The organism is Micromonospora vulcania (genome assembly GCF_042658605.1).
Lineage (GTDB): Bacteria > Actinomycetota > Actinomycetes > Mycobacteriales > Micromonosporaceae > Micromonospora > Micromonospora vulcania.
This window is the reverse complement of sequence record NZ_JBHSQS010000001.1, coordinates 257,178-283,640: the sequence shown is the minus strand read 5'-3', so window position 1 is coordinate 283,640 and position 26,463 is coordinate 257,178. Positions and strand designations below refer to the sequence as shown.

Genomic DNA, 26,463 nt, shown 5'->3' with positions numbered 1-26,463 from the left:
CGCCAGCTCAGCCGACCGGCGTGGGGAAGCCCCGACCGTGCTCGGCCTGGAGCCGGAGCATGGCGTGCTCGACCACCGTCACCAGCACCTGCTTGACCGATTCCCGATGCCGGGCGTCGGTCATCACGAGCGGCACCTGCGGCGAGATGGCCAGGGCCTCGCGAACCTCCTCCAGCTCGTACTGGGGAGCGCCGTCGAACCGGTTCAGCGCCACCACGTACGGCAGGTTGCGGTTCTCGAAGTAGTCCAGCGGGGCGAACGCGTCGGTGATCCGGCGGGTGTCCACCAGTACGGCGGCACCCACCGCACCCCGGATGATCTCGTCCCACATGAACCAGAACCGGGTCTGGCCGGGTGTGCCGAAGAGGTACAGGATCAGGTCCTGGGCCATGGTGATACGGCCGAAGTCCATGGCGACCGTGGTGGTCTCCTTGCCCGGCACCTTCGACGGGTCGTCGATGCCGACGCCGGCCGCGGTCATCACCGCCTCCGTCGTCAGCGGTGTGATCTCGGAGATCGACCCGACCAGGGTCGTCTTGCCGACGCCAAAGCCGCCCGCGACGACGATCTTCGCCGAGACGATTCCGCGGCTCTGCCGCCCCCCAGCGGGGTCATAGCCTGCGAAGTCCACTTAGCACCCTTCCAAGCAGTTCCATCCGCTCCTCGAACCCCTCGGCGGGAGCAGCAGTGTGTAACGTCAGCAGGCTCTCGGCCACCATGTCGGCGACCAGTACCCGGGCGACGCCGAGCGGCATCCGGGTGTACGCGGCGATCTCCGCCAGCGACTGTGCACGGCCCTCGCAGACCGTGGCGATTCGGTGCTTGTCGTGCCCGGCGAAGCGGGACTCGGCGACCTGGGTGGGAGAGGACGTGAGGACGGCCTCGAGGGCGATGTCCTGCCGGGGCTCGGTACGACCACGGGTGACCGCGTACGGACGCACCAGAGCGCCGCGCGGGTCAGCGCGTCGCTTGTCCATCCCCGATCACCTCCTCGTCCCCTGCGGAGCCGGTACACGCCGCCTCCCGTCCCAGGTCCGGCGCGCGGTTGACGCGCCGTGTCTGCTTGCTACGAGCGCACCGCGTCGCGCGGCAGCGGCACCAGCGCGGCACCCACCCGCTCGACCAACAGCGCCATCTCGTAGCCCACCTGACCCACGTCGCAGCTGCGCGCGGCCAGCACAGCCATCGACGAGCCGTCGCTGATCGACATGAGGAAGAGGTAGCCGCTGTCCATCTCGATGACGGTCTGCAACACCCCGCCCGCGCTGAACATCCGGGCCGCGCCCTCGGTCAGGCTCACCACGCCAGAGGTGATCGCGGCGAGCTGGTCCGCCCGGTCCCCGGGCAGATCCCGGGAGGAGGCGAGCAGCAGCCCGTCGGCGGACACCGCCACCACGTGGGCGATACCCGCCACGCTGTCGGCGAAGTTGGTGAGCAGCCAACCCATGTCCTGCATGGCAGCTGGCCTGTTCATCGGCTCTCCTTGGTCGAGGTGCTGTTCAGGTCCGTCCCGGCCGACCGGCCGCGCTGCACGCCGCGGTGGTAGGCCGACAACAGGCCGCGTACTTCATCGGGGGTGCGCCGGCTACGGTCCCGGCCACCCTTCGGTTCGATACCACCCGGCACGAGCTGCGCCTGTGGCGTCCGCTTGGGCAGGCCCGAGCGGGTCGTACCGGCGGCGGCCGGCTCGGCCGCCCGGCTGGCCCGGGACCAGCCCTCGTCGGCAGCCGTCCGCCATGCTCCCGGGTCCACCGGCGGCGCGCTGGGCGCGCTCGGTGCGGCGGGCGCGGCCGGCGCCGTCCGGGCCGCCGGCGACGGGCTGTACGGCGGCGGGGTCGGCGTCGCCGCACCGAACCCGCCGGTGCCGCCGGTGCCCGACGTTCCGATGCCATCGGAGCTGGAACTTCCCGGGGTACGGGTGGGCAGCGGCGGTCGGGCCGGTGCCGGTGCCGGCACGGATGCGGTGGCCGAGGTGCCGGTGTTGCCGCGGCGCAGGCCGGTGTCGGCCGAACCTGCGCTGGCCGCCGGAGGCGGCGAGTCGAACTGCGGCCGGGTGAAGATCGCGGTGGCGTCGTCGCCGTGCGACCGGAACCAGACCGCCTCCATCTCCCGGAAGATCGGAGCCTCGGCGGGGAACTCGGGCCTGCTGGTGACCGGCGTGGCCGGCGCCGGCGGCGGCGGCGGCGGCGGCGGCGGGACCGAACCGAGGCCGGCGACCGGCCCGACGGGCAGCACCTGAGCGCTCCGGCCGTCGGGGGCGTCCGTCGACGAATCGCGGTGGGGCAGCGGGTCGACGGTCGGGTAGGCCACGGTCGGGCTGCCCACCGACGCACCGCCATTGCCGTACGTCGGCCGTGCCGGCGCAACCGGGGCGGACGGCGCCGGGGCGGACGGCGCCGGCGAACGTGCGCCGGTCAAGCCTCCGGCCTGCACGGCCGAGGTGGTGTCCCGGGCGTCCAGTGGGGACTGCCACGCGGCCGGTGCCGGTGTGCTGGTCCGCCACTGGTCGGGCAGCGTCGCCGCCGAGGTGGCGGCACCCGCGAACGGCTCGGCGTGGCCGGCCGGGGTGAGCGGCGCCTGCTCGACCGCCATCGGCTGGCGCGGCCGGGTGAGGACCTGCTCGCGGCCCCGGTTGCTGGGCAGCACCACGGTGGCGGCGGGCAGGGTCACCTGGGCGACGGTGCCGCCTTCCACGTTGCGACGCAACTCGACCCGGACGCCGTAGCGGGAGGCGAGCCGGCTCACCACGGCGAGACCCATCAGGCGGAACGCGGCGACGTCCACGCTGGGCGGCGCAGCGAGCCGCCGGTTGAGCGAGTCGAGCTGCTCATCGCTGAGGCCGAGCCCGCGGTCCTCGATCTGGATCAGCACGTAGTCGCGGATCCGGCGGCCGTCGGCGACCACGATCGTGTTCGGCGGCGAGAACCGGGTGGCGTTGTCGAGCAGCTCGGCGACGAGCCGTACCACGTCGTTGACCGCGTGCGCGGCCACCGAGATGTCGGTGTCCACCGTGCCGAACTCGATGCGGTTGTAGAGCTCCACCTCGGACTGGGCGGCCCGCAGCACGTCCACCACCAGCGCGTCGTCGTGACGCGGTGCGGCGGAGTCGGCGCCGGCCAGGACCAGCAGGTTCTCGTCGTTGCGGCGCATTCGGGTGGCCAGGTGGTCCAGCTCGAAGAGCTGAGCCAGCCGCTTCGGGTCCTCCTCGCCGCGCTCGATCGCGTCCAGCTCGCCGATCATCCGGTCGACCAGGGTCTGACTACGGCGGGCCAGGTTGAGGAACATCGCCGAGACGCTCGTACGCAACGCGGCCTGCTCGGCCGCGACGCGTACCGCCTCCCGGTGTACGACGTTGAAGGCCAACGCCACCTGGCCGACCTCGTCGCGGCTGTTGAGCTGGATCGGGTCCCGAACCTGCCGGACGATCTCGTCCACCCCGCCGTCGCCCACGCTGCCCATGTTCTGCAGCCGCTGCACGGCGTCGGGCAGGTCGTGGTTGGCCACCGAGAGGGCGCCCTCGCGCAGTCGGCGCAGCGAGTGGTTGAGCGAGCGGGCCAGCACCACGGCCAGCGAGACGGCGATGATCAGGGTCAGCAGCACCAGCACCGACTCGACCACGGCCTGCCGGACGACGTCCGCGCGCGCCTGGTCGGCCTGCTCCAGCAGCCGGTTCTGCAGCTGACTCTCGGCCCACCGCATCAGGTCGTTGACCGCGCCGATGGCGGCGATGGCGTCCTGCGCGGTGACCAGCGGGCGCTGCCCGACCGCGCGGGTGATGTCGGTGGCCACCCGGTCGGCCAGGCCGACGGCGTCACCGGAGACGGTGCTGTCGACCAGGGCCCGCTGGGTCGGGTCGGCGGCGAGCGAGAAGGAGACCAGCGCCTCCTGCTGGCTGGTCAGCGTCGCCACGAAGGAGGAGAACTGCTCCGAGTCGAGCTGGCCGGCGGACAGCGCGGTGAAGGCGACCGCCTCCTCCTCGGCGACGGCGGCCTTCGCCCGGGCGAACGCGGCGACCGCCCGGCGGCTGTCCGACAGGCTCTCGTCGCCGGGCAGCTGGGCCAGCCCGTCGCCGTAGGAGACCAGGTCGGTGAGGATGACGCCGTAGCGCAGCACCGCCTCGGCGACCGCCATCTGCCGGCGGTCGAGCACCTTCTGGCGGGTGCCGTCCAGGGTGGCCAGGTGGTCGTCGATGGCCGCCAGCCGGTCCCGCAGCGCCGCCGGCACCTCGCCGATGCGGCCCCGCTCGGCGCGGTACGCGTCCACCCGCTGCTGCGTCTGACGGACCCGCAGGTTGTACGCGTCGGCCGGCTGCTGCGGATTGGCAAGGTAGGCCGCCGCCACCATCCGCTCGGAATGGAGGTCCTGCGTCAACGCGCTGACGTCGATCGAGAGCGCGGTGAGCGATCGCGCCCTGGTGGCGTCGAAGGCTCCCTCGCCCACCGAGATCAGTCGGACCGTCGCGAGTGCGATCACCGCCGCCACCGGGACGACCAGGATCAGCGCCAGCTTGGACCGGATCCGGGCGTCGCGGAGTCTCGGCAGTCCTCGACGTGTACGCCGAGCACTGTCACCGTGCGCGGGCAGGGTCGTCGGTCCGGTGCTCACGACATCGCCTCCGTCGTTTCTTCCCCACCTGACCCGCCAAACCGTGCCGAGAGCGGAGGGGACCACGCGCGGCACGGCCGCGATTTCATCAGAGAAGATCCTGTTTGGGAAGCCGCAGTGAGGTAGGAAACGGTCGGACGGCACGCATCCCGTGTTCCGGTCAACTGATACCTTCATTTCCGCAAGCCCCTGATCAGGGCATGTAACTCCAGAGTGGTCACGCGTGTATGCAAAGTGAGCTTTTGCAAACATTGCGTTACCCCAGCATGTGGGATGGCCGTCCCGAAAATGCGCCGGGGGTCCGCGCTTGACCACAGCGCCAGCCATTGGCAAGGTTTTGCAGGCTTCGCGCACACCGTACGGCAGAGGAGATCCCGTCCTCCACTGAGGACGGATTAGCGGCGGTGACCGGGCAGCGCCCGCGCCCGCACCTGGAGGACTGAGTTGAGCCCCATCCGCTCCGCGACCATCGCGGCGCTCGCATCGGCCGTAGTGGCCACCACGCTCACCGGCTGCCAGTTCGGCGGGGCGGAGCAGGACACGAGTCCGATCGTGATCGCCGCCGACCTCGAACTCTCCGGCGCCGCCGCCCCCCTCGGGCGGGCATACCAGCGCGCGCTGGAACTCAAGAGGGACCAGTTGAACTCCTCCGGAGCACTGAACGGCCGGAAGATTAAACTCGACGTGAAGGACAACCGTTCCGACGCGGCCGAGTCACTGCGCAACATCGCCGACTTCAGCAGCGATTCCCGGGTCAGCGCCATCGTCATGGGTGGTTGCAACGAATGCGCGGTCGGCGCGGTCGGGAGCATCAACGAGAAGCGGATTCCGACCATTGCGCTCGCCGCTTCCGGTGCGATCGCGAACCCGGTCGCGGAACGGCGCTACGTGTTCAAGCTCGGCCCGAACGCCGCGGACAGCGCGGCTGCGCTCACCACCGAACTGCGTCGCAGGAACATCCGCAAGGTGGGCCTGCTGCACAGCGATGACGACTATGGCAGGGAGGGCGCGGCGGCGCTCCGCCGCGAACTGGACAAGGCCAGCATCAAGTTGCCCCGCGAGGAGTCGGTGAAGACCACCGACACCGAGGTCGGGCAGCAGGTCCGACGACTCGCCCTGAGCAAGCCGGACGCGCTGGTCGTCTGGACCCCGCCGGAGCAGGCGGCGCTGGCCGCCACCGCCGCCCAGCAGGCGACCTTCCGGGGTTCGCTGTTCTTCGACGCGGGTGCGGCCGGCGATCTCTTCCTCGGCTCGGCGGCCCGGGCCACCGAGCGGGCCACGCTGATCTTCACCCAGACGATGGTGATCGACGACGTGATCGCCACCACGCCCGCCAAGGCGGCTCGCCGGCAGTGGTTCCAGGACTACACCGCACGCTTCGGCGGGTACAACGGGTCCTCGTCGTTCGCCGCGGACGCGGTCCAGCTGATCGCGGATGCCGAGCTGCGTGCCGGTGGCGCCGAGGGGAAGGTCAACCGCGTCGGCATCCGGGACGTGCTGGAGACGTCCCAGATGGACGGCCTCTCCGGCCCGATCCGGATGACTCCGGACAACCACTCGGGTCTGATGCCACAGGCGCTCACCACCCTGGTCGCGCGCAACGGCCGGTGGCGGCTGGCGGGTTAGTGGGACGGTGTGGCCCGCCGGGCACGGCGGGCCACACACCAATCAGCGGCTGGTGGTCTCCCGCACCCAGGGCAGGGCGATCCGCTCAAGGAGCACCAGCGTCGAGTAGAGCAGGATGCTCACCAGCGCCACCAGCAGGATCGCCGCCCAGGCGGTGGCGTAGTCGCCGACGCCGGCGTACTGGAGGATGACGTAACCCAGGCCCTCCTCACCGGCCTGGAACTCACCGATCACGGCACCGATCGCCGCCAGTGGCATGGCCACCTTGAGTCCCACGAAGATCTGCGGCAGCGCGGCCGGGAAACGCACCTTGCGGAACGCCTGCCAGCGGGAGGCGTTCCAGGAACGGACCAGCTCGGCCAGGTCGGCCGGCGTCGTGGTCAGTCCGGTCGCGGTGGACAGCACGATCGGAAAGAAGCAGAGCAGGAACACCATGGTCAGGATCGGCTTCTGACCCCAGCCCATCGCCACGACCAGCAGCGGGCCCAGCGTGATCTTCGGCACCGCGTTGATGGCGACCAGCAACGGGGTGAACATCCGCTCCACCGCTCGGGAGCTGGCCAGGGAGAGTCCGATCAGGACACCGGCGGCCGTCGACAGGGCGAAGCCGATCAGGATCTCCAGCAGGGTCGCCCAGGTGTGCTCCAGCATCCGGGCGGGCTTGTCGACGAACGCCGCGAGCACGCCCCCCGGCGGGGGCAGGGCGGCCGGCGGGATCAGCTCCAGCCAGGCGACCAGCCACCACGCCGCCAGGGCGACCAGGAGGCCGCCGGCGGGCAGCAGCGCCGCCCCGGCCCCGGCGCGCAGGCCGGCGCCCCGACCCGTCCGTCCCGCCCTGGAGCCGGAGCCCGTGGGTGGGGCCACCGCCGCCGCCGGCTCCGCTGACCGGACGTCGGTCATCTTGTCCTCCTCGATATCCGACGGCCCCGGGGGCCGACGAGCGACGGGGGTACGCCCCACCGGAGACCGGCGAAACGTACCCCCTGGTGGCGACCGGACGATCAGGCCTTCGGCGCGAGGCTGAAGTCGATGATCTGCTCGGGGGTGATGTTCTGCTTGAGCGCGCCGGCGCCCTGCAGGATCGCGATGCTCTTCGCGACCCGGCCACTGTCCAGCGTGCCGATCGCGGTGCCGGAGTTGCCGGAGCGGACGTACGCGGCCATCAGCTCCAGCTCGGCGGCGGCGGACGCCACCACGGTGGCGTCGACGTTCTTCTTCAGCAGGTCGGCGGCCTCCTTCGGGTTCGCCAGGCTGTACTCCAGGCCCTTGAGCAGCGCCGCGGTGAACCGCTTCACCATCTCGGGCTTCTCCTTGGCGATCTTGGCGGAGGTGATCAGCACGTTGCCGTAGAGGTCCTGCATCACGTTGCTGTACGGCAGCATGACGGCCTTCTTCTTGGCCACCGCCTCGATCGTCGGCTGACCGACGACGAACTGACCGATGCCGTCCACCGAGCCGGAGGCCAGCGTGCCGATCAGGGTCTGCGCCTCGCCGTTGACCCAGGTCACCTTGCTGGCGTCCACGCCGGCGAGCCGGGCGTACGTCGGGAACAGGTTGCGGACCACGGACCCGGGGGTGTCGGCGAGCTTCTTGCCCTCCAGGTCCTTCGGGGAGGCGATGTTCTTGCCCTCGACGGTGGCGATGCCAGCCATCGTGCGCTGCTGGATCGCGGCCACCGCGACGAAGTCCTTCGCCTGGCCGTTGCCCATCTGGAGCAGCCCGCCGGTGAGGTCGATCGGGCCGAAGTCGGCCTGCCCGCCGACGACGGTCTGGATCACACCGCCGGTGCCCTGGCCGGGCTTGATCTCGACCTCGAAGCCAGCGTCCTTGAAGTAGCCCTTCTCCTTCGCCACGTAGGCGTAGGAGTCGCGGCCGAACGCGCCGAAGGAGGTGAGGTAGGTCACCTTCTCCAGCGCCTTGCCGTCGCCGCCCTTGGCGTCGGACGAATCCGACCCGCTGCTGCAGGCGGAGACGAGGGCGAGGGCGGTGGCCAGCGCGGCCGTAGCGACCGTACGGGTCAGCCTTCTCATCAGTGCACCATGTCCTTTCCGACCGGGGCCGGCAGGCCACCGGAGGGGGTTGTCGTGGCGGGCCCGGCAGGGGGGTTGAAGCCGGGCACCACCGTCATAGGGGGACTCTTCGCGGGCACAGCGTACGAGAAACCCACCTTTGCGACGCCAGGCGTATCGGGTTGCGGAACGGAAACAACCTGACGACCACCCCGGACGGTGCGATAGGCAGACTCGCCGGCTAGCCTTTGTCGGATTCCTGACCGTCCACTCAGCGGAGGTCCGCCGGAGATGATCCGACTGTCCGGGGTGTCCCGCACCTTCGAAGGCCGGTCCGGCCAGGTCGAAGCGCTGCGCGGCATCGACCTCGACGTTGCCGAGGGCGAGTTCGTCGCCGTGCTCGGCCGCTCCGGTTGCGGCAAGTCCACCCTGCTGCGGCTGATCGCCGGGCTGCTCCCGCTGACCTCTGGCGAGATCACCGTGGCCGGTACGCCGATCACCCGGCCCCGCCGGGACATCGCCATGCTGTTCCAGAAGCCGGCGCTGCTGCCCTGGCGCACCGTGCTGGACAACGTCCTGCTTCCGGTGGAGATCTTCGGCTGGAGCCGGGCCAAGTACCGCGAGCGGGCCCGGCAGCTGCTCGACGTGGCCGGGCTGTCCGGCTTCGAGAAGCGGCTGCCGCACGAGCTGTCCGGCGGCATGCAGCAGCGGGTTTCGCTGTGCCGGTCGCTGATCGGCGAGCCCCGGGTGATGTTGATGGACGAGCCGTTCTCCGCACTGGACGCGCTCACCCGCGAGGAGCTCTCCGGCGAACTCCAGCGGGTGCACATGGAGAACAGGCCGAGCATCGTCTTCGTCACCCACTCGATCGACGAGGCGGTGCTGCTCGCCGACCGGGTGGTCGTGCTGAGCCCCCGTCCCGGCCGGATCCGCAAGGTGGTCGAGGTCAACATCCCGCGGCCCCGCACCCTGGGCCGCAACGCCCACCTCGCCGACGTCGCCCAGGTCAGTGCCGATCTGCACGAACTCTTGATGGAACGCGACCAGCCGGCGACGGCCGGCGCGGAAGGACGATGAACATGCGGGTGTCGGTCTTCACCGAGCCGCACCGGGGCGCCAGCTACGACGACCAGCTGCGCTTCGCCCGGCTGGTCGAGGCGGGTGGCTTCGAGGGCTTCCTGCGGGCCGACCACTACCAGTCGATGGGCACCGAGCCGGGCCTGCCCGGCCCCACCGACGCCTGGCTGACCCTCGCCGCGCTGGCCCGGGAGACCGAACGGATCCGGCTCGGCACGCTTGTGACGTCGGCCACCTTCCGGCTGCCCGGTCCGCTGGCGGTGATGGTCGCGCAGGTTGATCAGATGAGCGGCGGCCGGGTCGAGCTGGGCATCGGCGCCGGCTGGTACGAGCGCGAGCACACCTCGTACGGCATCCCGTTCCCGGCTGTCGGCGAGCGCTTCGACCGGCTGGCCGAGCAGCTTGAGGTGATCACCGGGCTGTGGCGGACGCCACCGGGCGAGACGTACAGCTTCACCGGCGACCACTACCGGCTGGTGGACGCACCGGCCCTGCCCAAGCCGGTGCAGGTGCCCGGGCCTCCGATCATCGTGGGCGGGCGCGGTCCCAAGCGCACCCCGGAGCTGGCCGCCCGGTACGCCGACGAGTTCAACATGCCGTTCAAGTCCGTGGCCGAGACCGCCGGGGCGTACGACCGGGTACGCGAGGCGTCCGACCGCGCCGGCCGTACCGAGTCCGGGCGGGCACCGCTGGTGCTCTCCGCCGGGATCGTGGTCGCCATCGGCCGGACCGACGCGGAGGCACACCGGCGGGCCGCACCTCTGCACGAGAAGAGCGCCCTGCCGCCGGAGGACCCGGTGGTCGGTTCGCCCGCGCAGCTCGTGCAGCGGATCGGCGAGTTCGCCGCCGTCGGCGCCACCCGGGTGCACCTACGCCTGATCGACTTCGCCGACCTCGACCACCTCGAGCTGATCGCCTCCGAGGTCCTCCCACAACTGGACGGGAAACGATGACCGACGTGATCGACGGAACCGAACTCGGGCCGGTGGGCCAGGAGATCGTGTACGAGAACGACCGGGTCCGGGTCTGGCACATCCGGCTCGAGCCGGGTGAGCGGCAGCCACTGCACCGGCACGACCACCCCTACCTGGTGGTGGCCATCCAGGGCGCGAAGAACGTCGTACAGACGATCGACGGGACCCGGATCGACGCCGACGAGCCCACCGGTGGAGTGGTCTACCGGGACCCGGGCGCCGTACACATGCTCACCAATGTCGGAGACACGACCTACCTGGCCAGACTGGTCGAACTCAAGTAGACGCGCCGGAGGACCGCCCGCCACGCCGCGCGGCGCGCCGGTGGCGATCGGGTGTACCGGGTGCGTAACGTGCCCGACATGGCCTTTCGGACCTGGGGCAGACTGCTGCTCACGGCGCTCGGGGTGAGCGTGCTGGCCGGAGCCGGCCAGCTCGGCGTCGCGTACGGCTTCGGCATCGTCCGGCTCACCGGCGCCTTCACCGGCACGACCGTCAACCAGTGGCCGGCACAGCTCGTCTGGGTGGGCTGGTTCGCCGCGAACGCGGCCGTGGCCAGCGCCGTCCTGACCGGACGCCTGGCACGCCGCGACGCCGTACCCATCGGCACCGGCCTGCAGTTGGCCATCGGGGGTGCCGCCGCGCTCGGCGCCACGGCGGTAGCCCCGCTCTGCATGCAGCCCGCCCGTGCGGCCGAGTTGATCTCCGTCGACCCGGTCTGGGCGGTCGGCATCTGCGCCGTACTGGGCGCGGTGGTCGGGGCCGGCGCGGCAATCGCCGTCCTGCTCCGACCCGAGCTGGGCTGGAACATGGCGGCCGTGGCCGGCGTCGTCTGGCTGCTGGCGCTGATCTCCGTGCTGCCGTCGCTCGGCATGACCGGCCCATTGCCCACGGTCCGGCTCGGCGTACTGGAGCCGAGCTGGCTGGACCGGGACGCGGCACAGCAACTGGCACTGCTCCTGCTGCCCATCGCGGCACTGCTCGCCGGTGCGGCGACCGCTGGGCTGGCCCGCTGGCGGGGCCAGGTCCCGCTGGTCAGCGGGCTCACCGGGGTCGCCGGCCCGGTTCTGGTGGCATTCGCGTACCTGACCGCCGGTCCCGGCGACGCGGTGGACCGCTACCAGACCACCCCGTACTACGGCGCGCTGATCGGCGTCGTCGCCGGCGCACTCGGAGCTGCCGCCGCCGCACTGCTGCGTTGGCCGGTCCGGACACCTGCCGCCGACCCGCAGGCGATCACGCCCACCGACATCCTGCGCCCGCTGCCCACCGGCCCGGCCCTACCGGGCACCGGCTCGGCGACAGCGACCGGCAGCCAGGACACCACCGGTGAGCTGGGCGGCGCCGAGCTGACGGGCACCGGGCAGGGCGTACCCGCCGTTGGCGACACCGGTGCCATCCGCACCGCCCCGGCACACTGGGACTGGCCGACGACCACGGCGAGTGGCCAACACGGCCCGGCCGCTGCCGACCCGACCCCGGTGCACGGGCCGCGCCGCCGTACCGGTGGTCGTGACCCGGTCGAGCCGACCTGGCTCACCGACCCGACCGGCGAGTTCACCGCCGGGCACAGCCGGACCTCGACCACCCCGGACCAGGACGACCAACCCACGGCCTCCCCCGTCGCCGAGCCCGGTCCGGCGGGCAGCTCCGGCTCGCGCGCCCGGCGCGGCACCGCGGACACCGAGCCGGCGTCGGCCAGCACCGCCCACGAGGCGACCGAGCCGACCGAGGCCATCCGACCGGCCGCCAGCACCCGGCGGGCCGCCTCCGACGCGGTCCGCTCGGCCCGGGGCGGCTCCACGGTCAGCACCGGCGACACCAGCGGTTCCGCCCCGACGACCAACGCCGCCGGGCAGGCCGCAACCGCCGGGCAGGCCGCAACCGCCGGCCCGACGGGCGACGGTGATGGTGATGGTGATGGCCCAACCGACATCGCGGCGGCGGCCACCGGCACGGCGCAGCCGACCGACGGCCCCGTGACGAGCAGCGACACCGCCACCGGCCCCGCGACAACGTCAGCGGCGCCCAGGCCGCGCCGGACCCGCAAGTCGAAGTCCACCCTGACCGACACCACGGCGACCGCAGTCGAGGAGACGCCGCAAGCCGAGGCCGCGCCGCAGGCCAAGGCCGCGCCGCAGGCCGAGGCCGCGCCGCAGGCCGAGGCCGCGCCACCGTCCAAGGCCGCGCCGCCGTCCGTGACCGCGCCACCGTCCAAGGGCACCGCCGCCTCCACTGACCCGGACGACACCACCGCACCGGCCGACAAGGTGACCGACACGACCGCACCGGCCGACACCGTGGCCGGCCCCACCGGCACTGCGACCGGCTCCCCCGGATCAGCCGTGGCCGGCGACGTCAGTGGGGTCGCGCCGAACGCCGCGCCGAGTTCGACCGCCAGAGCATCGCGCTCCCCCGCACCGGCCGGTGCCCCGCACCCACGCGCCGATTCCGCCCCGCCCGCAGCCGACAGCCCGTCGGACGCCGCGACCGAGGCCGGTGCTACGACCGAGGCCGGTGCCGCGACCTCCGGCGCCGACCTCGTCGCTGGCACGACCACCGGCCGAGGCAGAAAGGCCACCAGGCCCGGTAAGGCCACCGACGGCACCGGGGCTACCGACGTGTCCGAGGGGACGTCAGCCTCCGGGGCCGGGCGCAGCGGCAGGACCACCCCGGCCGTCGCCAGCGATCCGACTGCCCCGCGGCCGGCCGCCACCGCCGAACAGGCCACCGAATCCGCAGCCGCTACCGGCGGCCCGGCCAGCGCACCCGTGGCCGCCGGGGAGCGGACCGCCGGTTCCACGGCCACCACCAGCGGCCAGGTCACCGATTCCGCAGCCGACATTGCGGCCGGGACCGACCCGGCCACCGACACCGGACGGTTCTCGGCGGCGGGCCGCACCACCGGTCCGCTGTTCGAGGTGGCGGTATCGGATGACCCGGAGGCCGGCCGGTGGACGCCCGCCCCGTCGGCCTGGCCGGCCACTTCGGGGTGGAGAGCTACGCCGCAGACCGCCGACACCGGGGCCACGGCAGCGGACGCACCGACCGAGTCGGCAGAGCCGACCGAGTGGACGCCCCGGCCCCGCCACCGGGCACCACTGCCGGACCTGAGCCGGGCCGCCACCTGGGACGCCTTCGGCACCACGCGCCGTACCAACCCCCGGTCCGCTGAGCTGCAGGACAGTTCGTCAGCCACCTCCTGGCCGGCGTCGACCGAGTCGGCCGGGACCAGCGAGTCGACGACTCCCACCGACCAGGTGGCTCCGGCCGACGTGGCGAGTCCCGCCGATTTCGCGAGTCCCGCCGACCCGGCGAGCCCGACGGGTCCGGCGGAGCCAGCCACGCCGGCCGGACGCCCCAGCCCGTTGGGCCGGGCCACCGCCCGGTGGCGACGTGCGGCCCGCACGACGGACCAGAGCACCGAGCCCGCCTCGCCGGAACCGGCCACCCCGGCGCCTCCGGTGGTGCCGGAGCAGGGCGGCACCACCGCCGAGGTTGCCACCGACACCGACACCGACACTTTCACCGGCACCGGCACCGGCACCGGCACCGGCACCGACGCCGAAAGCCGGACGCGCACCGACGGCGAACGGTCCGCTTCGACGGCGAAGGACGACGCCGAGCAGCCATCCCGGCGCGGTCGGCTCGGCCTGTTCCGGCGCAACCGACCTCGGGTCGACGAGGAGAGCCGGGACGAGACGGCCGCGCCGGAACCGATGCCGTCTCCGGACGAGGAGTACGTCGACTGGGTCGCCGGCCTCAGCAAGCCGGTGGCGGACAACGAGCCGGAGCAGGAGAACGGCCGCCGCTCACTGCGCGCCACCGGCCGCCACCACCGCGACTGACCTCGCCTCCGACCCGCCGCCCCACGGGCTCCGATCGGCTCGGGCTCCTCGACGTCGGGCGGTCCCACACACGTGGACACCGCGACATCAGTGAACCCGAGTCGATCACCCGGAAGAGGGCCGGCCGCAGGTCAGGTCTGCCGCAGATCAGGCCAGCGGCAGGTAGACCCGGCTGCCGCCGGAGACGAACTCCGTCGACTTGTCCTTCATGCCGCGGGCCGCGTACTCCTTGAGCTCTTGAGTGATCTTCATGGAGCAGAACTTCGGGCCGCACATCGAGCAGAAGTGCGCCGTCTTCGCGGGCTCGGCGGGGAGCGTGGCGTCGTGGTACGAGCGGGCCGTCTCCGGGTCCAGCGACAGGTTGAACTGGTCCTCCCAGCGGAACTCGAACCGTGCCTTCGACAGCGCGTCGTCCCACTCCTGCGCGCCGGGGTGCCCCTTGGCCAGGTCCGCCGCGTGCGCCGCGATCTTGTACGCGATCACGCCCGCCTTCACGTCGTCCCGGTCCGGCAGGCCGAGGTGTTCCTTCGGGGTGACGTAGCAGAGCATGGCGGTGCCGAACATGCCGATCATGGCGGCGCCGATCGCCGACGTGATGTGGTCGTACGCCGGCGCGATGTCGGTGGTCAGCGGGCCGAGCGTGTAGAACGGCGCCTCGTGGCACCACTCCTGCTGGAGGTCCACGTTCTCCTTGATCTTGTGCATCGGCACGTGCCCCGGGCCCTCGATCATCACCTGTACGTCGTGCTCCCAGGCGATCGTGGTCAACTCGCCGAGGGTACGCAGCTCAGCGAACTGCGCCTCGTCGTTGGCGTCCGCGATCGAGCCGGGCCGCAGCCCGTCGCCGAGGGAGAAGGTCACGTCGTACCGGGCCAGCAGCGCACACAGCTCGGCGAAGTTGGTGTAGAGGAAGTTCTCCTCGTGGTGCGCCAGGCACCACGCCGCCATGATCGAGCCGCCTCGGGACACGATCCCGGTGACCCGGTCCACCGCCAGCGGCACGTACGGCAGCAGCACCCCCGCGTGCACGGTCATGTAGTCCACGCCCTGCTCGGCCTGCTCGATCACGGTGTCCCGGAAGACCTCCCAGCTCAGCTTCACCGGATCGCCGCCGACCTTCTCCAGCGCCTGGTAGATCGGCACCGTCCCGATCGGCACCGGCGAGTTCCGCACGATCGCCTCCCGGGTCTCGTGGATCCGCTTGCCGGTGGACAGGTCCATGACGGTGTCCGCACCCCAGCGGGTCGCCCAGGTCAGCTTCTCCACCTCCTCGGCGACCGACGAGCTGACCGCCGAGGTGCCGATGTTGGCGTTCACCTTGACCAGGAACGCCTTGCCGATGATTGCCGGCTCGCACTCCGGGTGGTTGACGTTGAGCGGCAGCACCGCCCGCCCGGCGGCGATCTCGGTCCGGACGAGCTCCGGGTCGACGTTCTCCCGGATCGCCACGAACTCCATCTCCGGCGTCACCACACCCGCCCGCGCGTAGGCGAGCTGGGTGGGGCGTCGACCGGCCACCCCGGCCAGCGGCGTGCCCGCGCCACGCACCGGTGCCACGTCACCCCGCTCGGCGATCCACGGCCCACGCAGCGGCGGCAGCCCCACCTCCGGGTCCGAGCCGGGGCCGGACGTGTCGTACAGCCGTACCGGCGGATGGTCGCCGGTCAGCGCCACCTCGGCGAACGGCACCCGGACGTCCGGTCGCGAGCCCTCGACGTACACCTTGCCTCGTGCGTGCATGACAGCCTCCCTGGTGATCAAGCGGACCAGCCGAAGTGGTCCAGCGGCCCACGGCCCGCGCCCAGCTCCCAACCCCGCGCGCCGGTCAGCGCGCGGAGCACGTACTCCTTGGCGGCCCCGACCGCCGCCGGCACCGGATCGCCCAGCGCGAGCCGCACGGCGATCGCCGCCGAGAACGAGCACCCGGTGCCGTGGGTGTGCCGGGTGTCCACCCGGGGCGCGCGCAGCAGGGTGCTGACGCCGCCGCCGTGCAGCACGTCGACCGCCTCGTCCCCGCCCAGGTCACCGCCGGTGACCACCACGTACTCCGGGCCGCCGGCCGCGAGAGCCTCCGCGGCGGCGACCATCCCGGCCAGGTCGTCCACCGGGCGTCCGGTGATGGCTGCGGCCTCCGCGCAGTTCGGCGTCGCCACCCTGGCGTACGGGAGCAGCCGCTCGACCGCGCCCACCACGCCGAGCCGGTGACCACTGGTGGCGACCAGCACCGGGTCGACGACGAGGTGGGGCAACCGGCCGTCCCGGGCGGCGTCGGCCACCGCGTCGGCGACGGCGGGGGTGCCGAGCATCCCCGTCTTGACCGCGGACACGGTGAAGTCGAGAAGGACGCTGTCCAGCTGTTCGGTGACCGTGCGCGGAGGCAGCGGCAGGACGGCGTCGACGCCCCGGGTGTTCTGTGCGGTGACCGCGGTGAGGACGCTGGTGCCGTACGCCCCGAGTGCCGCGAAGACCTTGAGGTCGGCCTGGATGCCGGCACCGCCGCCGGAGTCCGAGCCGGCGATGGTCAGCACTGTGCTCGGTGTCATGCCTGGCCTCCGGTGGTTGCCCTTGAGGGCTGCGAGAGCTCCGTCGGTCCGCGCCGGTCTGCCGTCATCGGGGTGGACGCCTTTCTGAAGGCTCGGCACAGGGTGGTCGCAAGTTCGGTGGGGTCGTCTGCTCGCATCAGGGCGCCCAGAACCGCCACTCCGGTGGCTCCCGCCCCGACGCAAGCGGTGACCTGGTCTGGGGTTTCCACTCCCCCTAGCGCCAGCACGGGCACTGGGCTGCTGTGGATCAGCCTCTGCAGCCCGTCGGGGCGCAGGGGTGGGCCGTAGCCGGGCTTTGATCTTGTTGGATAGACCGGGGAGAGGGTCACGTAGTGCTCGGTGGTCAGGCGGCCCAGCTCGGCCTCGTCGTGGCAGGAGCGGCCGACCAGCGCGAGGGACGGCGGCGGGTACGGTCCGGCGGCGGGCAGGTGGACGGCGTCGCCGCCGAGCGGGTCGGGGCCGGCGACGATGAGGGTTCCGCCGACATCGGCGAGGATCGCGCGCAGCTCGGTGGCGAGGGCGAGGCGCTCAGCGCGGGGCAGGTCCTTCTCCCGCAAGACCACCCACCGCACACCCCCAGCCACAACCCCGACCACAACCCGCTCCAGCGCACCCCGCGCGGAAACCCGATCCGTCAGAACGACAACACCCGAAGGCACCGCAGGGATCTTGGAAGATTCGAGCCCCTCCAGGGGCCGATCGCTTCCAAGATCTACAGCGGCTGGCACGACACCCGACGGCGGGATCACAGGTCGGGTCTTCCCTCGTCGGGAGTGGACGCGAGGGCGTGGAAACGGCGGGCGATCCGGCCGGCACCGGCGGCCAGCCGGCCCGCCTCGACCGCGTACCGCATGGCGTTGGCCATCGCCACCGGGTCGGCGGCCCGGGTGACCGCGCTGGCCAGCAGCACCGCGTCACAGCCCAACTCCATGGCCAGGGTCGCGTCGGACGCGGTACCGATGCCGGCGTCCAGGATCACCGGCACGTCCACGCCCTGCCGGATCAGTCTGATGTGGTGCGGGTTGCCGATTCCGAGCCCCGACCCGATCGGTGCGCCGGCCGGCATCACCGCGGCGCAGCCCACGTCCGCCAGTCGCCGGGCGAGCACCGGATCGTCACTGGTGTACGGCAGCACCGTGAAACCGTCCGCGACCAACTCCTCGGCGGCACGGAGCAGCTCGACCCCGTCGGGCAGGAGGGTCCGCTCGTCGCCGATCACCTCCAGCTTGATCCAGTCGGTGTCGAACGCGTCCCTGGCCAGGCGGGCCACCTTCACCGCCTCGGTGGCGGTGTGGCAGCCGGCGGTGTTCGGCAGCAGCCGTACCCCGCACCGGTCCAGCAGATCCAGCAGTCCACCGGCCGAGCCCGGGGCGGTACCCACTCGGCGCAGCGCGAGGGTGACCAGCTCGGTGCCGGACGCCCGGATCGCCTGCTCCAGCACGTGCAGGTTGGCGGCACCACCGGTGCCGAGGATCAGCCGCGAGGTGAACGTCACCCCGCCCAGCTCGAACGGCACGCCGCTCACCCGCCCTGCGCCGCGGTGAGCACCTCGACCCGGTCGCCGTCGCGCAGCAGTGTGACCGGCCAACCGGCCCGGGGCACCACCTCGCCGTTGACCGCGACCGCCACCCCGCGCTGCTGCGGGACGATGTCGCGGACCAGGTCGGCCACCGATGCGCCACCCGGCACGTCGCGTCCAGCCCCGTTCACCGTCAACTCCACCGGTCCCCCTCGGTCGTTCGATCAGGTCCGCCACCATCCGGCACACCGGTGAATCGGTCCGGCCGGAAGGGCGCGAGCAGCGGGTCGGGTACGCCGCTGATCACCAGGTCGGCGATCAGGTCGGCGGTGACCGGGGCGAGCACGATGCCGTGCCGGTGGTGCCCGGTGGCGACGAGCACGTCCGGCCGACCGGGCAGCGGCCCGAGGATGGGCGCGTTGTCCGGAGTGCCCGGGCGCAATCCGGCGATGGTCTCGACCAGGTCGTACTCGGCCAGCTCGGGGAGCAGGTCGACGCCGGCGCGCAGCAGCCGCAGCACCGCCCCGGCGGTGACCGTGGTGTCCGCCCGCTCCTCGACCGTCGCGCCGAGCACCACCTCGCCGTCCGCGCGGGGCACCAGGTAGACCGACTCGCCGTCGGCGTACCCGCGGATCACGTGCCGGAAGCCCGGCGCGACGCCACCGGGCGCGCGCAGCCGGAGGATCTGGCCCTTCACCGGCCGCACAGGCAGGCCGGTGAGGGCCGCGGCACCGCAACCGGCGGCGACCACGGTGATCCCGGCGTCCACTTCGGACAGCCGCCGGACCGCCTGCGGCACGAAGACCGCGCCCGCCCGCCGCGCGGCCGTGTGCAGCGCCGGCACCAACCGCCGCGGGTCGACCTGGTGATCGGTGGGCGAGAACGCGCCGCCGCGCACCCTCGGTGCGAGCGCCGGCTCACGGTCGCGCAGCTCCGTGGGGCGCAGCGGGGTCACCGGCAGACCCAAACCCTGCTGGTACGCGAGGAGCCGGCTCGCCTCGGCCAGGTCGTCGCCGGTCAGCCCCACCAGCAGGGTGCCCTCGGTCCGGTAGCCGATCTCGGCACCGGCCGCCTCGGTCAGCTCGGCGGCGAACGCCGGCCAGCGGGCGGCCGACGCGACGAGCAGTTCGGTGAGCTGCCGCTCGCCGAAGTACGCCTCGGCGACCGGGGAGAGCATGCCGGCGGCCACCGCCGACGCCCCGGACCCGGGTGCCGAATCGTGCACGGTCACCCGCAACCCCCGGGCCGCGCACCGCCAGGCGACCGCCAGCCCGATCGGCCCCGCCCCCACCACCGCGACGTCCGCAAGGAAGGGCTCCTTGTTAGCGGATTTTGTAGAGGAAGGGACCCCTCCTAACACGTCAGCGCGCCGAGCAACTCGGCGGTCGCCCGGGACGGGTCGGCGGCACCGGAGATCGCGCCCACCACCGCCACCCCGTACGCCCCGGCGGCCAGCAGCGCCGGTACCCGCGCGGCGGTCACTCCACCGATCGCGATCACCGGCACGTCGACGGCACCGCTGACCGCGCGTACCCCCGCAGGGCCGATCGGGTCCGGCAGCCCGGATTTGGTGCTGGTGGCGTGGCACGGTCCCACGCCCAGGTAGTTGGCTCCGACGGCGACCGCCTCGGCCGCCGTCTGCGGCGCGCGGGCGGTGGCTCCCAGCACGCCAGTGGGCCCGAGCACCCGGCGGGCGGCGGCGACCGGCAGGTCGTCGGCTCCCACGTGCCCGCCTGCGGCGTCGACCGCCAGCGCCACGTGCAGCCGGTCGTTGACCAGGCAACTCGCCCCGTACGGCGCGCACAGCGCCAGCACCCGTAGGGCCAGGTCGTACGCCTCGCGGTCGGTGGCGGAGTCCTCCACCCGGACCTGCACCACCAGGTCGGTACGGGCCACCGCAAGGGCGGCCCGGACCACGGTGAGCGGATCCCGCCCGGGTCGGGTGTCGGTGATCAGATGCAGTCGTCCCAGGGACGGCACGGCAACTCTCCTCCCTGCGCCGGCATTACCCGGATCAGGTTCGACGGTCGGGGGCTGTCAGCCCCCCTCTCAGCCCGGTACACCGGGCTCCCGTGGGTTACTTGCGTGTCACCGTACGACAGATCCGTCGGCCTGCCAAGGCGGGGTCGGCGACGACCGTCTCCACCCCGGACCGTGCCGGGCGACGACGGCCGCTGGGCGCTTGATGTGGTCCTGTTCGATTTTGTCGCCCGCTGTTGCAGAACCGTTACCCGCCGGCATCTTGCCGGACATTGATCCAGCCGAATTAATTTGTTCAGCGATTCGACAAAATGCCGGTGTGGACACCCTGGCACGGTGTTCCGCCGGCTCCATCTGGGACGGTCTTCGGCGAGCCGGCCCCCGCGATCCTGTCCACCGCGACATAGGAGGCGGCGTGTCCCAATCTCGTCGTGCCCGCGTACCCCTCACCGCGACCCTGCTCTCCCTGACCCTCGCCGCGACGACCCTGTTCGGCGCGCCCGCACAGGCCGCACAGGCCGTCCCGGCCGCGCCGGCCGCGCAGGCCGCGCAGGCCGCGCAGGCCGCGCCCGCGGTCGTGCAGGCCGCCCCGGCCGAGCGGGCACTGCCCCAGGCCGCCGACGATCCCTTCTCCGTCCTGGTCTTCTCCAAGACCGCCGGTTTCCGGCACGACTCCATCCCCGCCGGCCTCGCCGCGATCCAACAGCTCGGCGCGACCAACGGATTCACCGTCGACAGTTCCGAGGACGGGGCCGCATTCACCGACGCCAACCTGGCGAAGTACCGAGCGGTGATCTGGCTCTCCACCACGGGTGACGTCCTGGACGCCGAGCAGCAGGCCGCGTTCGAGCGCTACGTGCGTGCCGGCGGCGGTTACGTCGGTATCCACGCCGCCTCCGACACCGAGTACAGCTGGGCCTGGTACGGCGACCTGGTCGGCGCATACTTCAACAGCCACCCGGCGAACCAGCAGGCCACGGTCAAGGTGGAGGACCACGCCCACCCGTCCACGACCGGCCTGCCGGACCGCTGGTCCCGGTTCGACGAGTGGTACAACTTCCGGACCAACCCCCGGCCGGACGTGCACGTGCTGGCCAGCCTCGACGAGACCAGCTATGCCCCGGGCACCGGTGCGATGGGCGCCGACCACCCGACCTCCTGGTGTCAGGACTTCGACGGTGGCCGCTCCTGGTACACCGGTGGCGGGCACACCCCGGAGTCGTACGCCGATCCCCAGTTCCTCGGCCACCTGCTCGGCGGCATCCGGACCGCCGCAGGCGTCGCGGACGCCGACTGCGGCGCCTCGAAGACCGCCAGCTTCGAGAAGGTCACGCTGGACAGCAACACCAGCAACCCGATGGAGCTGGACATCGCCCCGGACGGGCGGGTCTTCTACGTCGAGCGCGACGGCCGGGTGCAGATCGTCAAGCCGGACACCGGCAGCACCGTCACCGCCGCCGACCTGGATGTCTTCACCGGGAACGAGGACGGCCTGATCGGTCTCCGGCTCGACCCGGACTTCGCCACCAACCACTGGGTCTATCTCTACTACGCCCCGAACGACGGCGTGACGCGCAACCTGCTGTCCCGCTTCACCGTGACCGGCGACACCGTCGACCTGGCCAGCGAGAAGCAGGTACTGCGCGTCGACACCCAGCGCAACACCTGCTGCCACGCCGGCGGCAGCATGACGTTCGACGGGAACGGAAACCTCTACCTGGCCACCGGGGACAACACCAACCCGTTCGAGTCGGACGCGTTCACCCCGATCGACGAGCGCCCGGGCCGGCAGGACTTCGACGCGCAGCGCACCTCCGGCAACACCAACGACCTGCGCGGCAAGGTGATCCGGATCCACCCGGAGGACGACGGGACGTACACCGTTCCGGCCGGCAACCTCTTCCCGGCGGGGACCGCGAAGACCCGGCCGGAGATCTACGCGATGGGCTTCCGGAACCCGTTCCGGATCGGCATCGACCCCGGCACCAACACCCTCTACGTCGGCGACTACGGGCCGGACGCCTCCGCGGCCAACCCCAACCGTGGTCCCGAGGGCACGGTGGAGTGGAACATCGTCGGGACCCCCGGCAACTACGGCTGGCCGTACTGCACCGGGGCGAACTACGCCTACAACGACTACCCGTTCCCCTCCGGCCCGAGCGGGCCGAAGTTCGACTGCGCGGCGCCGGTGAACAACTCGCCCAACAACACGGGCCTCACCGACCTGCCGCCGGTCATCCCGGCGACCGTCGACTACGACTACAGCGGCAACCCGCTCTTCCCCGAGATCGGCGGGGGTGGTGCCCCGATGGCCGGGCCGGTCTACCGGTACGACGCCGACCTCGCCTCGGACCGCAAGTGGCCCGCGTACTACGACGGCAAGGCGCTCTTCGGCGAGTGGAACCAGTCGAAGATGTACACCATGCAGGTGACCGCCGACGGCAAGTCGTTGGTGGACATCAACCAACTGCTCACCGGGATGAGCCTGATCCGGCCGATGGACTTCGAGTTCGGCCCGGACGGCGCGCTCTACCTGATCGAGTGGGGCACCGGCTTCGGCGGCAACAACGACGACTCGGGCATCTACCGGATCGACTACATCGCCGGTGAACGCGCGCCGATCGCCGTGGCGGCGGCCGACCCGACCTCCGGGCCGGCACCGCTGACGGTGGCCTTCTCCAGCGCGGGCTCCCGGGACCCGGACGGTGGCACGCTCACCTACGCCTGGGCCTTCGGCGACGGGCAGACCTCGACCGAGGCGAACCCGACGCACACCTACGCGACGGCGGGCAGCTTCAACGCCCAGCTCACCGTGACCAACCCGAAGGGGCGTACCGCGGTGGCGAACGTGCCGGTCACCGTGGGCAACACCGCGCCGACGGTGACCATCGAGTTCCCGCCGAACGGCGGCTTCTTCGACTGGGGTGACCAGGTCCGTTACACGGTCAAGGTGACCGACCCGGAGGACGGGCAGATCGACTGTGACCGGGTCCAGCTGCAGGTGCTGCTCGGCCACGACGAGCACGCCCACCCGCTGGAGCAGCACACCGGCTGCACCGGCACCGTCCAGACGTCGCTCGCCTCCGGGCACGGCGCCGAGGCGAACGTGTTCGCCGTCTTCGAGGCCACCTACACCGACCAGGGCGGCACCGGCGGAGCCGGTCCGCTCACCGGACGGGCGATCGAGCAGTTGCAGCCCAAGCGCAAGCAGGCCGAGTTCTTCACCGCCACCGGGCGGGCACCGGTGGCGACCGGCGGCGGAGACGCCGGCGTGCAGCGGGAGACCAGCTCCGACACCGCCGGCGGCGGCCAGAACATCGGCTTCATCGAGGACGGCGACTGGTGGTCGCTCGCCCCGGCGGACCTGACCAACATCACCGACATCCGGTTCCGGGCCGCATCGGACGTCGCCGGAGGCCGGATCGAGGTCCGCGCCGGTGCGGTCGACGGCCCGCTGGTCGCCTCGGCCACCGTGCCCGGCACCGGCGGATGGCAGACGTACACGGACGTGACCGCGCCGGTGACCGGCGCCGGGAGCGGCACGCTGTACTTCGTGGCCCGGGACCCGAACGGCGGCGCGGGTTCGCTGTTCAACGTCAACTGGATGGACTTCCTCGGCCGCGGCGTCACGGAGAACGCGCCGCCGGTGGTGAGCGCCACCGCCACGCCGGCCACCGGCACCGCGCCGGTCACCGTCGCGTTCGACGGCACGGCCACCGACGCCGAGGGGGACACCCCGCTGACGTACGCCTGGGACTTCGGTGACGGAGGTACGGCGACCACCCTGGACGCCAACCATACCTACACCAGCCCCGGCACCTTCACCGCCACCCTCACGGTGACCGACAGCAAGGGTGCCAAGTCGTACGCCGCGGTGCCGGTGCGGGTGGAAGCGCCGAACACGTCCTGCTTCGGGGCGCGCTCGGACGACTTCACCGGTACCAGCCTCGACAAGGCCCGCTGGACCAACGTGGTCCGGGAGAACCAGCTCTACTCGGTGTCCGGCGGCGCGTTGCGGCTGCCCACCGCGGTGGGTGACCTGTACGGCGCCCGCAACGACGCCACCAACCTGGTACTCCAGCCGGCACCGACCGGCGCCTGGCAGGTGACCACCCGGGTCACCCTGCCGGTCACGACCAACTACCAGCAGGCCGGCCTGCTGGTGTACGGCGACGACGACAACTACGCCAAGCTGGACCTGCTCTACTCGGGCAGCCGACGGGTGGAGTTCATCCGGGAGGCGTCCGGCACGCCCCGCAACGAGGCGGCCGACAACGTCGCCGCGCCGGCCGGTGACACGCTGTACCTGCGGATCGCCAGCGACGGGACGACCCTGACGGCGGCCGTCTCGGCCGACGGGCAGACCTTCGCCCCGGTCGGCCGCTCGGCCGAGCTGGCCGGCATCACCAACCCGAAGATCGGGCTCTTCGCGCTCAACGGCGGCACCGAGGCGCCGGTGGTCGACGCGACGTTCGACTGGTTCCAGATCTCGCCGGACGCCCCGGCCGGACCGGTGAACCCGACGGACGAGTTCACCGGTGACACGCTGGACAAGTGCCGGTGGAACGCGATCATGCGGGAGGACCCGACCGGCTACCGGGTCACCGGTGGCGCGCTGCGGGTCGACGTGCCCAACGGCGACATCTACGGCACCGACAACACCGGGCCGAAGAACTTCATCCTGCAGACCGCGCCGAGCGGCGACTGGACCCTGGAGACGAAGGTCGACGGCAGCCTGCTGAACGAGCAGTACCAGCAGGCCGGCCTGATCGTGCAGGCGGACGACGACAACTACCTGAAGTTCGACTACATCGCGGACAACCAGGCCGGCCAGCCGGTGGTGCGGCGGATCGAGTTCCGCAGCGAGATCGGCGGGGTGGTCCAGAACCCGCAGCCGGAGGCGGGCAACCTGACCGCCGCGGTGTGGCATCTGCGGCTGGCCCGCAGCGGCGACACCTTCACCGCGTCGTACTCGGCCGACGGGACGACCTGGACCGCGTTGACGGCGCTCACCAACGCCGCGGTCGGGGCCACCCCGAAGATCGGGCTCTTCACCCTCGGCGCCAACCAGACCGCCTCGAAGACCGCCGCGTTCGACTACTTCCGGCTCACCACCACGGCGGCCGACCAGACCGCCCCGGTGACCACCGCGGCGGTCTCCGGCACCCCGACCGGTGGTTGGTACACCGGGCCGGTGACGGTCACCCTGACCGGTGCCGACGAGGCCGGCGGCAGTGGGTTGGCCGGCACGGCGTACCAGCTCGACGGTGCCACCACCTGGACGGACTACACCGGCCCGGTGACGGTCAGCGGAGACGGCGAGCACGAACTGCGGTTCCGCTCGTCGGACGAGGCGGGCAACGTGGAGTCGACCAAGAGCGTCGCGGTCAAGATCGACGCGACGGCACCGGTCACCTCGGCGACGTTCGCCCCCGCGAACGACGCCGGCTGGCACAACGGGACCATCCCGGTCGTGCTGACCTCGACCGATGGCGGGTCCGGGGTCGGGACCGTGGAGTGGTCGCTGGACGGTGGCGCGTGGACTCCGTACTCGACGCCGGTCGAGGTGACCGGCGACGGGCAGCACGAGCTGCTGTTCCGGGCCACCGACAAGGCGGGCAACGCCGAGACGCTCAAGTCGGCGGTGCTGCGGATCGACGGCACCAAGCCGACGCTGCTGGTGTCCGGGATCGCCGACGGCCAGCTCTACGGGGACAGCCAGGACGTCCGGGTGTCCTGGCAGGCGGTCGACCCGACCTCGGGCATCGCGTCCGTGGTCGGCGACCTGGACGGCCGTCCGTACGTCAGCGGCACCCTGCAGGCCATGTACGAGCTACCGCTCGGCCTGCACGAGCTGACCGTCACCGCGACCGACAAGGCGGGCAACAAGACCACCTCGGCGGTCCGGTTCTTCGTCACCACCTCGTTCCGGGACATGCAGAACCTGCTGGACCGGTTCAAGGCGACGGGGCGGCTCTCGGCCAACGCGCACAAGCAGTTGACGGCGAAGCTCGACGCGGCTCGCAAGGCCGAGGCATCCGGCAAGGACGCGCAGGCGATCAAGCAGTTGACCGCGTTCCGGGCGCTCGCCGCCAACGCCACCCTGGTGCCGGAGGCCGAGATCCGGGACGTCCTGATCCGGGACGCCGACGCCATGATCGTCCGGCTCGGCGGCACGGCCAGCAAGGCCGGTGTACGGGCGAACGACGACAAACCGGTCAAGGGCACCGGACGGCTCGGTGGCGATGCCACCCGGCTCGCTCCCGGTCGCCAGCTCTGATC

General features: G+C 72.2%; 19 protein-coding genes and 1 riboswitch. Of the genes, 6 read left to right on the top strand and 13 right to left on the bottom strand.

Annotated features, from left to right (window positions below; genetic code table 11):
- Positions 1 to 7 precede the first annotated feature (7 nt).
- The 4 genes from ACFQGL_RS01410 to ACFQGL_RS01395 form a co-directional block, all read right to left on the bottom strand.
- Positions 8 to 631, bottom strand: a complete 624-nt coding sequence (locus ACFQGL_RS01410; RefSeq protein ID WP_377504125.1) for a GTP-binding protein — start codon at positions 629 to 631, stop codon at positions 8 to 10.
- On the bottom strand, positions 612 to 977 hold the full coding sequence (locus ACFQGL_RS01405) for a DUF742 domain-containing protein (RefSeq protein ID WP_377504123.1): 366 nt from the start codon (positions 975 to 977) through the stop codon (positions 612 to 614). The genes ACFQGL_RS01410 and ACFQGL_RS01405 overlap by 20 nt, the downstream gene beginning before the upstream one ends.
- 89 nt (positions 978 to 1,066) lie before the next feature.
- Complete coding sequence (locus tag ACFQGL_RS01400) at positions 1,067 to 1,474, bottom strand: roadblock/LC7 domain-containing protein (protein WP_007465177.1); 408 nt, start codon at positions 1,472 to 1,474, stop codon at positions 1,067 to 1,069.
- Positions 1,471 to 4,605, bottom strand: a complete 3,135-nt coding sequence (locus ACFQGL_RS01395; protein WP_377504121.1) for a sensor histidine kinase — start codon at positions 4,603 to 4,605, stop codon at positions 1,471 to 1,473. The genes ACFQGL_RS01400 and ACFQGL_RS01395 overlap by 4 nt, the downstream gene beginning before the upstream one ends.
- A 444-nt stretch (positions 4,606 to 5,049) precedes the next feature.
- On the opposite strand from ACFQGL_RS01395, the gene ACFQGL_RS01390 reads away from it, so the two are divergent.
- Positions 5,050 to 6,231, top strand: coding sequence for an ABC transporter substrate-binding protein (locus tag ACFQGL_RS01390; RefSeq protein WP_377504119.1), 1,182 nt, complete (start codon positions 5,050 to 5,052; stop codon positions 6,229 to 6,231).
- Positions 6,232 to 6,273: 42 nt separating this feature from the next.
- Here the strand turns inward: ACFQGL_RS01390 and ACFQGL_RS01385 are convergent, their stop codons facing one another.
- Positions 6,274 to 7,131 carry an ABC transporter permease gene (locus ACFQGL_RS01385; RefSeq protein ID WP_377504117.1) on the bottom strand — a complete coding sequence of 286 codons (858 nt, stop codon included), beginning with the start codon at positions 7,129 to 7,131 and terminating at the stop codon, positions 6,274 to 6,276.
- 101 nt (positions 7,132 to 7,232) lie between these two features.
- Positions 7,233 to 8,261, bottom strand: a complete 1,029-nt coding sequence (locus tag ACFQGL_RS01380; RefSeq protein ID WP_377504115.1) for an ABC transporter substrate-binding protein — start codon at positions 8,259 to 8,261, stop codon at positions 7,233 to 7,235.
- Between the two features lie 270 nt (positions 8,262 to 8,531).
- Between ACFQGL_RS01380 and ACFQGL_RS01375 the strand changes: the two genes are divergently transcribed.
- The 4 genes from ACFQGL_RS01375 (at position 8,532) to ACFQGL_RS01360 (ending at position 14,139) form a co-directional block, all read left to right on the top strand.
- The gene (locus tag ACFQGL_RS01375) at positions 8,532 to 9,317 is read left to right on the top strand and encodes an ABC transporter ATP-binding protein (protein WP_377504113.1); all 786 of its coding nucleotides are present in this window, start codon (positions 8,532 to 8,534) and stop codon (positions 9,315 to 9,317) included.
- 2 nt (positions 9,318 to 9,319) lie between these two features.
- On the top strand, positions 9,320 to 10,270 hold the full coding sequence (locus ACFQGL_RS01370) for an LLM class F420-dependent oxidoreductase (protein ID WP_377504111.1): 951 nt from the start codon (positions 9,320 to 9,322) through the stop codon (positions 10,268 to 10,270).
- Complete coding sequence (locus ACFQGL_RS01365) at positions 10,267 to 10,575, top strand: cupin domain-containing protein (RefSeq protein WP_266246239.1); 309 nt, start codon at positions 10,267 to 10,269, stop codon at positions 10,573 to 10,575. Before ACFQGL_RS01370 ends, ACFQGL_RS01365 begins: the two co-directional genes overlap by 4 nt.
- 78 nt (positions 10,576 to 10,653) lie before the next feature.
- Positions 10,654 to 14,139 carry a hypothetical protein gene (locus ACFQGL_RS01360; RefSeq protein ID WP_377504109.1) on the top strand — a complete coding sequence of 1,162 codons (3,486 nt, stop codon included), beginning with the start codon at positions 10,654 to 10,656 and terminating at the stop codon, positions 14,137 to 14,139.
- A gap of 147 nt (positions 14,140 to 14,286) precedes the next feature.
- Here ACFQGL_RS01360 and thiC read toward each other — a convergent pair whose 3' ends face one another.
- From thiC to thiE, 7 genes are all read right to left on the bottom strand, one after another.
- Positions 14,287 to 15,879, bottom strand: a complete 1,593-nt coding sequence (thiC, locus tag ACFQGL_RS01355) for a phosphomethylpyrimidine synthase ThiC (RefSeq protein WP_377504108.1) — start codon at positions 15,877 to 15,879, stop codon at positions 14,287 to 14,289.
- 17 nt (positions 15,880 to 15,896) lie between these two features.
- Complete coding sequence (thiD, locus tag ACFQGL_RS01350; protein WP_377504106.1) at positions 15,897 to 16,682, bottom strand: bifunctional hydroxymethylpyrimidine kinase/phosphomethylpyrimidine kinase; 786 nt, start codon at positions 16,680 to 16,682, stop codon at positions 15,897 to 15,899.
- The gene (locus tag ACFQGL_RS01345; RefSeq protein ID WP_377504669.1) at positions 16,679 to 17,341 is read right to left on the bottom strand and encodes a thiamine phosphate synthase; all 663 of its coding nucleotides are present in this window, start codon (positions 17,339 to 17,341) and stop codon (positions 16,679 to 16,681) included. The genes thiD and ACFQGL_RS01345 overlap by 4 nt, the downstream gene beginning before the upstream one ends.
- Before the next feature lie 86 nt (positions 17,342 to 17,427).
- Positions 17,428 to 18,207 carry a thiazole synthase gene (locus ACFQGL_RS01340; protein WP_377504104.1) on the bottom strand — a complete coding sequence of 260 codons (780 nt, stop codon included), beginning with the start codon at positions 18,205 to 18,207 and terminating at the stop codon, positions 17,428 to 17,430.
- Positions 18,204 to 18,404 (bottom strand): sulfur carrier protein ThiS, encoded by a 201-nt coding sequence (thiS, locus tag ACFQGL_RS01335; protein ID WP_377504102.1) that lies wholly within the window; start codon positions 18,402 to 18,404, stop codon positions 18,204 to 18,206. The genes ACFQGL_RS01340 and thiS overlap by 4 nt, the downstream gene beginning before the upstream one ends.
- Positions 18,395 to 19,561: a glycine oxidase ThiO gene (gene thiO / locus ACFQGL_RS01330; protein ID WP_377504100.1), complete on the bottom strand. Its 1,167-nt coding sequence runs from the start codon at positions 19,559 to 19,561 to the stop codon at positions 18,395 to 18,397. Before thiO ends, thiS begins: the two co-directional genes overlap by 10 nt.
- Entirely contained in the window at positions 19,555 to 20,181 is a 627-nt protein-coding gene (gene thiE, locus ACFQGL_RS01325) for a thiamine phosphate synthase (RefSeq protein WP_377504098.1), read from the bottom strand. The genes thiO and thiE overlap by 7 nt, the downstream gene beginning before the upstream one ends.
- Positions 20,176 to 20,285, bottom strand: a riboswitch (TPP riboswitch). Its footprint overlaps the gene before it by 6 nt.
- 311 nt (positions 20,286 to 20,596) lie before the next feature.
- On the opposite strand from thiE, the gene ACFQGL_RS01320 reads away from it, so the two are divergent.
- Complete coding sequence (locus ACFQGL_RS01320) at positions 20,597 to 26,461, top strand: ThuA domain-containing protein (RefSeq protein WP_377504096.1); 5,865 nt, start codon at positions 20,597 to 20,599, stop codon at positions 26,459 to 26,461.
- Positions 26,462 to 26,463 lie beyond the last annotated feature (2 nt).

Bases quoted from the DNA above. Each gene is read 5' to 3' on its own strand.
- ACFQGL_RS01405 (WP_377504123.1), bottom strand. From the start codon at position 977: ATGGACAAGCGACGCGCTGACCCGCGCGGCGCTCTGGTGCGTCCGTAC.
- ACFQGL_RS01400 (WP_007465177.1), bottom strand. From the start codon at position 1,474: ATGAACAGGCCAGCTGCCATGCAGGACATGGGTTGGCTGCTCACCAAC.
- ACFQGL_RS01385 (WP_377504117.1), bottom strand. From the start codon at position 7,131: ATGACCGACGTCCGGTCAGCGGAGCCGGCGGCGGCGGTGGCCCCACCC.
- ACFQGL_RS01380 (WP_377504115.1), bottom strand. From the start codon at position 8,261: ATGAGAAGGCTGACCCGTACGGTCGCTACGGCCGCGCTGGCCACCGCC.
- ACFQGL_RS01375 (WP_377504113.1), top strand. From the start codon at position 8,532: ATGATCCGACTGTCCGGGGTGTCCCGCACCTTCGAAGGCCGGTCCGGC.
- ACFQGL_RS01370 (WP_377504111.1), top strand. From the start codon at position 9,320: ATGCGGGTGTCGGTCTTCACCGAGCCGCACCGGGGCGCCAGCTACGAC.
- ACFQGL_RS01365 (WP_266246239.1), top strand. From the start codon at position 10,267: ATGACCGACGTGATCGACGGAACCGAACTCGGGCCGGTGGGCCAGGAG.
- ACFQGL_RS01360 (WP_377504109.1), top strand. From the start codon at position 10,654: ATGGCCTTTCGGACCTGGGGCAGACTGCTGCTCACGGCGCTCGGGGTG.
- thiC (WP_377504108.1), bottom strand. From the start codon at position 15,879: ATGCACGCACGAGGCAAGGTGTACGTCGAGGGCTCGCGACCGGACGTC.
- thiD (WP_377504106.1), bottom strand. From the start codon at position 16,682: ATGACACCGAGCACAGTGCTGACCATCGCCGGCTCGGACTCCGGCGGC.